Origin of the sequence: Pontibacterium sp., assembly GCF_964228735.1 — a bacterium.
Taxonomy (GTDB): Bacteria; Pseudomonadota; Gammaproteobacteria; order Pseudomonadales; family Balneatricaceae; genus Pontibacterium.
Genome location: NZ_CAXRBQ010000185.1, coordinates 24,255 through 31,282 on the forward strand (window position 1 = coordinate 24,255; position 7,028 = coordinate 31,282).

Genomic DNA, 7,028 nt, shown 5'->3' on the forward strand with positions numbered 1-7,028 from the left:
GCAAACGGACTTGCACCGGCTAAGGGAAGTCCTTTCTGACAGGAAATCGATACAAAACTTTCACGCAACTCAGAAGACACTTAATGAAAAAGAACCTGCCCATCTCTCAGATAGAAGAAGACTACAGTAGCGATATCAACATCCTTTCAACCACCGATCTGAAGGGACGCATCACCTACGTAAACAAAGGGTTTACCCAAGTCAGCGGATTTGATGAACAGGAGCTGCTGGGACAAAACCACAATATGGTTCGCCACCCTGATATGCCGCCCGCAGCCTTCGAAGGCCTGTGGACAACCGTAAAAGGCGGCTGCTCATGGATGGGCATCGTGAAAAACCGCTGCAAGAACGGCAATCACTACTGGGTCGATGCCTACGTTTCCCCGATTGAAAAGAACGGCCTGATCGCGGAATACCAGTCGGTGCGCCGCAAACCACGCCGAGAATACGTCGAGCGCGCTGAGCAGGTCTATCCCCCGCTGATGGCAGGCAAGGTCCCTACTGCAATCAAAGATGGCCTCGGCCTGCTGCACAAAACTGTACTCTGCATGTTACTGCCGCTTATCTCGGCGCTTGCCATCTGCTTTGCCCTGCAGCTGGATAACGTCAGCTCGCTGCTACTTATGTGTGCCGCACTAGCCGTAAGTACGCTTGGCATCTTTTGGATCTTCAAGCCGTTCCAGGCGTTGGTGAAGCAGTCGCAAACAATTGTTAACAACCCTGTCGCCCGCTATATCTACTCCGGTCGTCGTGATGACATCGGCCAGCTAGCGCTGGCGCTAAAAATGCTGGAGTCAGAAGCAGCAGCCTTGGTGGGCCGAATTTCGGACTCAGCAGAACACCTGACCGGCGGTGTATCGGAGCTCAGCTCCGCGGTGTCCCAATCCGAAAACGGTGCCCGTCAGCAGTTTGCTGAAACCGATCAGGTCGCCGCAGCGGTGCATGAGATGTCCGCCAGCATTCAGGAAGTGGCGATCAACGCCCAAAGCAGCTCGACCGCCGCCCTGGACAGCCTGACGCAAGCCCAGCGGGGCAAAAACGTGGTGGATGAGAGTGTCCGCTCGATCCAGCAACTGCAGCACCAGATCAGCCAGGCCACGCAAGCGATCACCGAGCTCAAGGAGAGCAGCACCGGTATCTCCGGCATTCTGGACGTCATCGGCGAGATCGCCGATCAAACCAACCTGCTGGCGCTGAATGCCGCCATTGAGGCAGCACGGGCGGGCGACGCTGGTCGGGGCTTTTCCGTGGTCGCCGACGAAGTACGTACCCTGGCGAGCAAAACACGAACATCCACGGAGCAGATCCGTACGATGATCGAGCAGCTGCAACTCCGCGCCAATCGGGCCGTGGATGTGATGGAGTCCGGACAACGCCATACCGATCACTGTGTGGAACAAAGCAGCATTACCGCGTCGTCACTGACCTCCATCTATCAGTCAATCGAGCAGATCAACGATATGAATACCCAGATCGCCAGCGCCGTCGAACAGCAAAGCGCGGTCGCCGATGAAATCAACAAAAGTATCTATACGATTCGTGATATGTCGGAAAGGAACCTGAACGCCGCAACCTCCAGCAACCGTACGGGCCAGGATATGCTGTCCATTTCGAACGGCTTTTCAGAGCTGTCGGCGCAGTTCTGGGCGAAGCAAGTCTGAACCAGATACCCACCAAACTTCAGGGGCGTGCGTCCGTTCAGGCCACGCCCCTTCCCACCGATCTAACTACCCCGAAACCAATCGCCTCTCGAACTGCATTTGCCTGTTCAATTCACAAGCAACTGATTGTGTAATGTCACCCCTTATTGCTAGGCTGCGTCCTGGTTACCTAGAGATCCGCAAACGCGTTGGGATGTAGTAATGGGTGTTGAGCAGTCGCAAGTTTTAATGGTCCGGCAGCCGATCTTTGATCGTCAGCTGAAAATCATCGCCTACCAGCTGCGTTATCAGTACTCAGAGCTGATTGAAGACTCGCTGTTTGATCACGAAACAGAGGGCGCGTTGCTGGTCATGCACACCTTCACCAGCCTGTTTCAGGATGGTCAGATTCGCAAAGTCCCGGTTTTCCTTCCCTTTCCCAGCTCCATGCTGGAGGGTGGCAACCCGTTGCTCCTGCCCAAAAGAGGCTTTGTTATCGAGATCAACCCCGCCATCGAAGTGAACGACAGCCTGATCAAGCACTTAAAGCTGCTATCGCAGCAAGGCTACCGACTGGCCCTGGACAGCTTTGCGATGCAACCGCATCTATTGCCACTGGTGAAGTTGGTCAACATCGTCAAAATCGATTTCAGCCTGATGCCACGCAACAGGATCATCCGTCTGGTAAGGATGCTGAGAAAATCCAACATCACCGCCCTGGCGCAGAATGTGGACGACTTTGAAACTCTCAAGTTTTGCAAGAAAGCGGGCTTTAAGCTGTTTCAGGGGCCGTTTATCAGCCGACCGGTGAAAGTGCTCGGCAAGACCGTACCAGGTAACAGCGCGGCTTTACTGCAACTCCTGCAGCAACTGCAGCGCCCGGATATCACGCCAGCCGAAATCGAAGAGCTGATCATCCTCGATCCCAAACTCACCTTTAAGATCCTCAAGGTGGTGAACTCGGCCGCCTATCAACTCAGCCGTCCAATCGACTCGATGCAGCAGGCGGTGGTGTTGCTGGGCCACGACCAGATCCGCAAATGGGCAACGCTGATCACTCTCACCGGCAACACCGATAAACCGGAAGAGTTAACGCGAAACCTGCTGGTCCGCGGTCGCATGTGTGAGCTGCTGGCCGAAGCCACCGGCTCCCAGGTTAGGGACAGTGCCTTTATGGTGGGTCTGATCTCACAACTGGATCTGCTGCTGGATGTGGCGATGGAGGAGATCCTGACACAGACGCCGTTGGACAACGACATCAAGCAGGCGATCTCTCAGCATCAGGGTGAACTGGGACAGCTGCTGCACGAAATTATCGCCTTCGAAGAAGCCAACTGGCCGGTCATCCAGCAATCCAAAATCGATAATCAATTTTTCGAAGTGGCCTACAGGCATAGCCTGCGTTGGGCCGAGCAGGCGATGGAAGCGCTTAACGAGGTGCCTGGTTAGCTTTCTGGTATGAAATGTAAAGATTGCTATAGAAGAAGTGGCGGAACGGACGGTTTACACCGCGAGCCGTTAATTTTGGCAACTGACAGGCAAGAGTTCTAACCAACTATTGCTCGGTAGACTACTCCCAGAATTCAATTCAGCCTAATATAGAGTTTTAATAGAAGGGATCTCAGAGGCTATTTCATGGATAGAAAGCCAAGCATTTTCAAGATAAATCTCCTCTCTCACCTACCAGAGATGTCCATAACATTTCTTTCGCTATTAGCTTTCATATTTCTTATCTCTCTTCTGTTTTTCGGCCATATAACTGGAGCAACTCAGAACCATGAACTGATACGAAACTTAGGCTTCGTAATTGCTGCACTATTTGGTTTTCCCATGATAATTTGGCGTACCCACATCGCCAGTCGACAAGCAGCAACTGCCGAGGACAGCCATGTAGCCGAAACCTATACCAAAGCTATCGAACAATTAGGCGCTGCAAATGACGCAGGTATCCCTAAACTTGAGTTGCGCCTTGGCGCACTATATGCGCTCGAAAAAATTGCTAAGAACAATCACTCTTATCATTCTCAAATTATGGAAGTTCTGTGTGCATACGTACGATTACACGCACGCGTAGAAGGTGAAAATAAAAGTGATACGTCTGTTCCTAACACCGCTCACTTTTCACCACGAGAAGACATACAAACGGCGGTAACAATTCTATGTCGTAGAAACTTAGAGTTTGACCAAGATAACTTCCGACCAGATCTATCTGCAGTTGACCTGCAAGGAATCGACTTATCGAATCAAAGGCTGGAAAACTACAACTTTGCACGATCAAACCTTCGAAAAGCCTGGATCAAAGGAGCATCCCTAATATCCTGCAACTTCGATCTGTCTACGCTGGATAACGCAAACTTATCAAAATGTGATATTTCCAAGTGTTCGTTTAACGGTACTTTTCTTCGGGACGTGTTCTTAGAAAAATCTACTTTTCTTGATTGTGAGCTTAAACACGCGACACTTACAGGTGCGATTCTCTCTAGCGGAGCAATACAAAACGTAGATGCGAACGGAGCAAATTTACACGGTGCATTCTTAGACAGTGTTCAAATCACAGATTCATATTTCACACTTTGTCACTTTGAGAGCGCAAACTTAAGTGGAAGTAAGCTAACCAACACTGACGTCAATAGAAGTCATTTCCAAGAATCAATATTAACCAACACATCTTTCAAGTCTGTCACCGTCAATAAAGCCTCTTTTGCGGAAGCCGAAATCTACCAAACTACTTTTGAAGACATGGAACTATATTCATGTGATTTATCTGCAGAAATGCTATTTCATTCTCGATTGGTAAATATAGCTCCCACAAGCCTTAGCGAAGAAGTAACAGAGCTGAGACAAAGTGCAAACAAAAAACAAACCGATACCGCAGCACCCCTGTAACTCAAGGGGATGTGAGGATCGTTGTTTGTAAGGAATGAAAAGTGGCGGAACGGACGGGACTCGAACCCGCGACCCCCTGCGTGACAGGCAGGTATTCTAACCAACTGAACTACCGCTCCGCATCAGGCTGGCTCCTCGAGCTGGACTCGAACCAGCGACCAATAGATTAACAGTCTACTGCTCTACCAACTGAGCTATCGAGGAATATCCTGTAAATGGTGCCGGCACCAAGAGTCGAACTCGGGACCTACTGATTACAAGTCAGTTGCTCTACCAACTGAGCTATACCGGCAACGGGATACTGCGAAACTTCCAAAAAATGGCGCGCCTGGAGGGATTCGAATTACGTATCTTATCCAGAACTAACCTTTAAAAATCAATAGATTACAAAGCCATTATTTTTGCAAGTTGCGAGGAATTGTATCTTGTTTTGTAACCAATGCAAAGCTTATCAAGCTCCCCGCCTCACTCCCTAGAACAATCACGCAAAATACTATCAATCCACAGTATTATGTTGTTAATAACAGAAAGGTTAACTATTGCTCACAGATTGCTCCAAAAGAGCCTATTTTAGTCCTCTAAAATGGGCTTGGTATTAGTAAATTATTACAAGAAATTCCCTGGATTCCCTTTAAATACGGGGGATGTAGCGTTTAAGAGGTACACCAAAAAGGTGCATCTCCAGATAGCACTGTGTAGTATGACATGAAGAGGTCAATCTCCAACTGTTCCTGTGCAGTACTACCATCTTCTAAATATGGTTTGAGGTCACGCTCATAATCAAAATCCTCTTTATCCCATGGAAACCAACAGTTCTCGTCTCGATGTTGAGTCCACACCTCATCCGTATAGGTCTTATCCTTGCTATAACGACTGGCTTCGCTACAAACCAACGCCCTGAACTCCTTAGAAAACCTACTATCCTTGGAGATTCTCTTTGCTTCGGACCGGAAAACATTAATTGGATGTTGGATGTACGCTTTAACGTCGAATCCATCAGCCTTCTCTTTCACAGGCTGTAGCTGGTGGTTCCCACAAAAGGTAACAAGAGCAGATCCCAGGTATTCACGAACCAAAGAGTAAACCTGACTGTCATGATTTAGCTTCCAACACTCCTGTAAATCTTCTGTTTTTATGTATACGCCTAAACCTTCCTTTTCGTAGTTCCCAAGAGACCTGTTCGCTCCAGCCATCCCTATAATCATATTCCTACTAGACACAAGCCCAACACCAAGCTTGCCCTTGACTGGGTACAAGTGACACAGGTGATAGTCCGCTTTCTGGCGGTAACCACTGTACAAAGACCGCTTGCAGAATAGATCATACATCTTCTCCAACTGGTCATACGTACGCAGATCCGATAAGACTTCTATGGTTCCTGCTCTTTGCACTTCTTGTAGCAGATACAACCCAAAACTAGTTTGCTTAAACCTGTCTACCTTCCGCTTTGCAGTGTCTGCTTTCTGGCATTCACGGCTACAGAATTTTGTCTGACCACGAGTTAGGCGATTTCCGCAATCAGAATAGCTACATACACGGTTTTTACGTTTTGCCTTCTGACGACAAGCAGACGAACAGTACAGAGCATCAACGCGAATAGACTCAAAGACCCCACTGCAAACATTACATTTACGCTTCCGTTTCATTTATCAATCCGCTCTTACTTCACTTTCACTCTTGGTTCGTACAGCTTTTAAATGGCGATACAGTGTTGCCACACCCACACCAGCGGCCTTTGCTGCCTCCTCCCTCGTCATATCATGACTCATAAGCTCGACAGCCCTAGCAAGCTTTCGAACCGTCTCAGGAGATTGTCTGCGTCCTGTGTATCTCTTCTCTACTTTTGCTCGCTCAATTCCGATCCGCTGCTTCTCCAGCATTTCATCTCGCTGCATCTCAGCGACACCAGCTAAAACAGTTAACACCATTTTTCCTGTGGGACTACAAACATCGATACCACCAAGATCATGAACACGAACAGATACACCAAGTTCTTTACAGTGATCTATAAAGGCCAATACACCAGATGTATTTCGACCAAGCCGACTAACTGACATCACGGTAATAGAGTCACCACTAACCAGCATACCCTTCATACGCTCGAATTCAGGACGATCTAGTGTTTTACCACTAGCCTTCTCTGAAAACACCTGATCATAAGGGTAATGCTGCATCAGCTCCGTAATCTGTTGTTCCACATTCTGATCAAAGGTACTTACCCGAGCATAAAGGTAACTTGTCATTGGCTTTTCTCCCTACAGACTATCTACTCATATACCCTAATGATATTACTATCATTAACATCAAATGAACACTAAATGATAGACTATTTGTGCGGAGCTACCTTCGATCGTATAACCATAGCCTGATTCCGTGACTTAAAACTCAGCTTCGCATCTCCACACACCTGTAACCACGCGGCCTGCGGCGGTAATATGGACGCCATTCTCGATTCACCCAGACAGTGATATCTGACTATGCGTACCTTCAAGCTGGAACAGT

General features: G+C 48.5%; 5 protein-coding genes and 3 tRNA genes. 3 read left to right on the forward strand and 5 right to left on the reverse strand.

From position 1 onward, the window contains the following. The first annotated feature begins 83 nt into the window (after nt 1-83). The 3 genes from ACEQ15_RS19775 to ACEQ15_RS19785 all read left to right on the forward strand — a co-directional run bounded on the left by ACEQ15_RS19775 (nt 84) and on the right by ACEQ15_RS19785 (nt 4,526). Nucleotides 84-1,661, forward strand: a complete 1,578-nt coding sequence (locus ACEQ15_RS19775; RefSeq protein ID WP_370280990.1) for a methyl-accepting chemotaxis protein — start codon at nt 84-86, stop codon at nt 1,659-1,661. Between the two features lie 201 nt (nt 1,662-1,862). After that, nucleotides 1,863-3,089, forward strand: a complete 1,227-nt coding sequence (locus ACEQ15_RS19780; RefSeq protein WP_370280991.1) for an EAL and HDOD domain-containing protein — start codon at nt 1,863-1,865, stop codon at nt 3,087-3,089. A 186-nt stretch (nt 3,090-3,275) separates the two neighbouring features. Beyond that, nucleotides 3,276-4,526, forward strand: a complete 1,251-nt coding sequence (locus tag ACEQ15_RS19785) for a pentapeptide repeat-containing protein (protein WP_370280993.1) — start codon at nt 3,276-3,278, stop codon at nt 4,524-4,526. 42 nt (nt 4,527-4,568) lie between these two features. On the opposite strand, the gene ACEQ15_RS19790 is transcribed toward ACEQ15_RS19785, so the two are convergent. From ACEQ15_RS19790 to ACEQ15_RS19810, 5 genes are all read right to left on the reverse strand, one after another. Then, a tRNA-Asp gene (locus ACEQ15_RS19790) sits at nt 4,569-4,645 on the reverse strand. 9 nt (nt 4,646-4,654) lie between these two features. Then, nucleotides 4,655-4,730 (reverse strand) — tRNA-Asn (locus ACEQ15_RS19795). Nucleotides 4,731-4,742: 12 nt separating this feature from the next. Next, nucleotides 4,743-4,818: transfer RNA gene (locus ACEQ15_RS19800), tRNA-Thr, on the reverse strand. A gap of 361 nt (nt 4,819-5,179) precedes the next feature. Beyond that, on the reverse strand, nt 5,180-6,172 hold the full coding sequence (locus ACEQ15_RS19805; protein ID WP_370280994.1) for a hypothetical protein: 993 nt from the start codon (nt 6,170-6,172) through the stop codon (nt 5,180-5,182). 3 nt (nt 6,173-6,175) lie between these two features. Beyond that, nucleotides 6,176-6,769: a recombinase family protein gene (locus ACEQ15_RS19810; protein ID WP_370280996.1), complete on the reverse strand. Its 594-nt coding sequence runs from the start codon at nt 6,767-6,769 to the stop codon at nt 6,176-6,178. Between the last annotated feature and the right edge of the window lie 259 nt (nt 6,770-7,028).

What these genes read in the sequence shown, in the direction of transcription:
- ACEQ15_RS19805 (WP_370280994.1), bottom strand. Translation starts at nt 6,172, where the DNA reads ATGAAACGGAAGCGTAAATGTAATGTTTGCAGTGGGGTCTTTGAGTCT.
- ACEQ15_RS19775 (WP_370280990.1), top strand. Translation starts at nt 84, where the DNA reads ATGAAAAAGAACCTGCCCATCTCTCAGATAGAAGAAGACTACAGTAGC.
- ACEQ15_RS19780 (WP_370280991.1), top strand. Translation starts at nt 1,863, where the DNA reads ATGGGTGTTGAGCAGTCGCAAGTTTTAATGGTCCGGCAGCCGATCTTT.
- ACEQ15_RS19810 (WP_370280996.1), bottom strand. Translation starts at nt 6,769, where the DNA reads ATGACAAGTTACCTTTATGCTCGGGTAAGTACCTTTGATCAGAATGTG.
- ACEQ15_RS19785 (WP_370280993.1), top strand. Translation starts at nt 3,276, where the DNA reads ATGGATAGAAAGCCAAGCATTTTCAAGATAAATCTCCTCTCTCACCTA.